Here is a 2,915-nt window from a genome sequence, read left to right as displayed (position 1 = left end):
AAAGTTCTATCAATAACATTTCTGACACTGCTACAGTTAACGCAAAATCTATGAGTGTATCTAATCCTAATATACTGACTGCATCTATAACAGACCCTACTCAAGTATCAGAGGGAAGCTATAATATAAACATATCCCAATTAGCTACAAATCAAGTTTATGCTTCTAATAATTCTTTTTCTGATAAAAACGCACCGTTGGGTTTAGATCCAGGCACTTTGACAATTTCAATGAATGGTAATAGCTATAATATTGCTTATGATTCAACTTACTCATTACAAAATTTGGCAGATGAGATTAATAGAACTGCAAGTGTTTATAATGGTAACTTTAAAGCCTCTATTATAAACGTTGGTACATCAAGCAATCCACAGTATAAGTTAGTAATAGCTGGAACTAAAACGGGAGCTGATAATTCATTTACCATTTCTGATACAGGAAATGCTGTTTCTATGTTAGATTTAACAAGCATACAAAATGCTCAAAATGCAGTAGCAACAGTAAATGGACTACAGGTGCAAAGCGACACTAATACATTTACAAACATACCCGGTTTGTCTTTTACAGCATTTCAAACTGGTTCTACTGTTTTACAAATTCAAAAAGATAATAAGCCAATAACCGATGCTCTTGGCGGCATTGTTAATTATTACAACCAGCTTGTAGATATCGTTAACAAGGAAACAGGCAAAGGTGGAAAATTAAGCGGTGAGTATGGTTTTAATCAAATTGTTAACGGAATATTCAACCAATTACAACCTCTTTTTACTGCAGATATCATAAACTTTGATAGAACAACTGGACATATTTCTTTAAATACATCAAAGCTAAATGATGCTTTGACTAATAATCCAATTGACTTTCAAAATACTTTAAATGGTATTAAAAATAATTTAACAACCTATTTAAATCCATATACTCAGTTTAATGGCATATTAGACCAATACAATAAGTCTTATGATAGGCAAATTCAAAATATTCAAAACTTGATAGATTTGCAGGCAAAAAGAGTGCAAATGGAGATTGAAACTCTGAAAAATCAATTCATAAAAATGCAAATGCTACAGGCTCAAATGAACGACATTAGCGCAAGAATTCAGGCAACATTTGGCAATTAAAACTCTAAATAAGAAGGAGATTAATAGTTGAATCCATATGAAAGTTATTTAAAAACAGGCTTGGAAACAGCAAACCTTCCAAAGCTTATTTCTATGGGATATGAAAGGGTTATATTAGAACTAAAAGCTGCAATAGAAAGTATAAAAAACAGTGATTTAAAATCAAAAATTAATCACATAAATAAAGCATTAGACATTCTTTTAACTCTAAAAACAGGACTTGATTTTGAAAAAGGTGGAGAAATAGCTCAGAATTTACATGAAATTTATGACTTTTGTGAGAAACAAATAATGCTTGGAAATTTGAAAAATGATGAAAAGGTTTTAAGTGAAGTTATTAATATTTTAAATACAGTTAGAGAAGGATGGGAGGAGTTATCATCAAAAGTTTAGATGATTTGTTAGCTGAATCTGAAAAGTTAGTCATTCTTCTTAATTCAAACAATTTTGATTCAAATATTTATAATTATCTAGAAAGTTTAATTAAAGACATTAATGATTACTTAAGTCAAGATAATACTTCGCTTGAAAAAAATAGGGAAAAAATATCGCTGTTGCAGGAAAAGGTAGACATAATATCGAATATTTTAAGAGAGAAAATGGATCTAATTATTAATAAATTAAACGATAAAAATAAAGAATTAGAATACTTATATACTGCGAAGAAAATTTTGCTTGAATGATTGACGTTATCGGACTAAAGTCTTCAAGATGACAAAGAAAGTGGAAGAGCTATCATCTCAACTTTTTAGTCTTCTTATTTGCCTCTAAAAGCCGGCAAGATGCCTTTACCTTCATAAGTGTTTTTCAAAACTTCTGTAAGCCTATCTTTTCTTATCATCCTGATGCTGTAAAGCTGAAGGATATCCTTTTTAAAATTTATAAATCTTTTTAATTGCTCAAAATAATCCACCCATGCTATAATATCAAGTAGTATAGGAGGTAAAACATGAATTTAGTAGAATTACTATAGATAGCACCATCAGAAGAAAAAGCAGAGGAATTTTTAAGAGAAAGAGGCGTTCTTAAAACATTTGATAGCTGTCCTTTTTGTCATGCCAAAAACATTGGTAAAATTAGAAGAAACTTCTACAAATGCTATAAATGTAAAAAAGAATGGAGTGTTAGAAAAGATAGTATCCTTGAAGATTTAAAAGTTCCATTCTCTAAATTCATATTGGCTGTAAAACTATTCATACTTGAAGTTCCAGCTCATAAATCACATAAAGAGCTTGATTTGGCTTACAATACTACGCACAAGATCTACACAAAACTTAAATTCTTGAGAGAAATGGAAAAGTCAAAGTTGAGATAGTAAAAGATGTATTTGCTGAAACACTACTGAGAGAAACCATAAAGATAGTAAAGAGAGGAAGTTTGATATATACAGATAAATTCAAAAGTTATGATGGTCTTGTGATGTATGGATTTAAGCATGAGAGAATAGATAAAAGTGTAAAGTTTGCAAATGGTAAAGTGTATATAAATGGCATAGAAGGATTTTGGAGTTATGCAAAGGAGAGGTTACTAAAATTTCATGGTGTAAGTAAGGACAATTTTATCTACTATCTAAAAGAGCTTGAATTTAGGTATAACTTTAGGATAATGTTAATGATAGTTTATATAAATACCTTGGGGTGAGAAATTATAAAGAAATTATAAAAATTAATAATGAGATCCTTCGGCCTTACGGCCTTAGGATGACAGAGAAAGGTTGATTGATAAGCATTAGAGAAGAAGGCAACCTTTATGTTATTCTGAGCGAAGCGAAGAATCTCCTACTTTTATCCCACTTCT

At 30.3% G+C, this 2,915-nt stretch carries 6 protein-coding genes; 5 read left to right on the top strand and 1 reads right to left on the bottom strand.

Going from position 1 to position 2,915, the window contains the following annotated elements; all coding sequences use genetic code 11:
* From fliD to SULYE_RS07385, 3 genes are all read left to right on the top strand, one after another.
* Positions 1-1,118 (top strand): flagellar filament capping protein FliD (fliD, locus tag SULYE_RS07395; protein ID WP_007548062.1); only part of this gene is annotated, 1,118 nt, incomplete at its 5' end.
* Between the two features lie 27 nt (positions 1,119-1,145).
* Positions 1,146-1,511, top strand: a complete 366-nt coding sequence (gene fliS, locus SULYE_RS07390; RefSeq protein WP_007548060.1) for a flagellar export chaperone FliS — start codon at positions 1,146-1,148, stop codon at positions 1,509-1,511.
* Positions 1,484-1,801, top strand: coding sequence for a hypothetical protein (locus SULYE_RS07385; RefSeq protein ID WP_007548057.1), 318 nt, complete (start codon positions 1,484-1,486; stop codon positions 1,799-1,801). Before fliS ends, SULYE_RS07385 begins: the two co-directional genes overlap by 28 nt.
* 74 nt (positions 1,802-1,875) lie before the next feature.
* Here the strand turns inward: SULYE_RS07385 and SULYE_RS08235 are convergent, their stop codons facing one another.
* Positions 1,876-2,031 carry a hypothetical protein gene (locus tag SULYE_RS08235; RefSeq protein WP_007548055.1) on the bottom strand — a complete coding sequence of 52 codons (156 nt, stop codon included), beginning with the start codon at positions 2,029-2,031 and terminating at the stop codon, positions 1,876-1,878.
* A 264-nt stretch (positions 2,032-2,295) separates the two neighbouring features.
* On the opposite strand from SULYE_RS08235, the gene SULYE_RS08610 reads away from it, so the two are divergent.
* Both SULYE_RS08610 and SULYE_RS08115 read left to right on the top strand, forming a co-directional pair.
* On the top strand, positions 2,296-2,433 hold the full coding sequence (locus tag SULYE_RS08610) for a hypothetical protein (RefSeq protein ID WP_007548054.1): 138 nt from the start codon (positions 2,296-2,298) through the stop codon (positions 2,431-2,433).
* A complete protein-coding gene (locus SULYE_RS08115; protein ID WP_198001802.1) occupies positions 2,397-2,759 on the top strand; it encodes an IS1595 family transposase in 363 nt (120 codons plus the stop codon). The genes SULYE_RS08610 and SULYE_RS08115 overlap by 37 nt, the downstream gene beginning before the upstream one ends.
* Positions 2,760-2,915 lie beyond the last annotated feature (156 nt).

The sequence above is a fragment of the Sulfurihydrogenibium yellowstonense SS-5 genome (assembly GCF_000173615.1).
GTDB classification, from domain to species: domain Bacteria; phylum Aquificota; class Aquificia; order Aquificales; family Hydrogenothermaceae; genus Sulfurihydrogenibium; species Sulfurihydrogenibium yellowstonense.
The sequence above is the reverse complement of the archived record's forward strand: the minus strand, read 5'-3'. Positions and strand labels throughout refer to the sequence as shown.

What these genes read in the sequence shown, in the direction of transcription:
- SULYE_RS07385 (WP_007548057.1), top strand. Translation starts at nt 1,484, where the DNA reads ATGGGAGGAGTTATCATCAAAAGTTTAGATGATTTGTTAGCTGAATCT.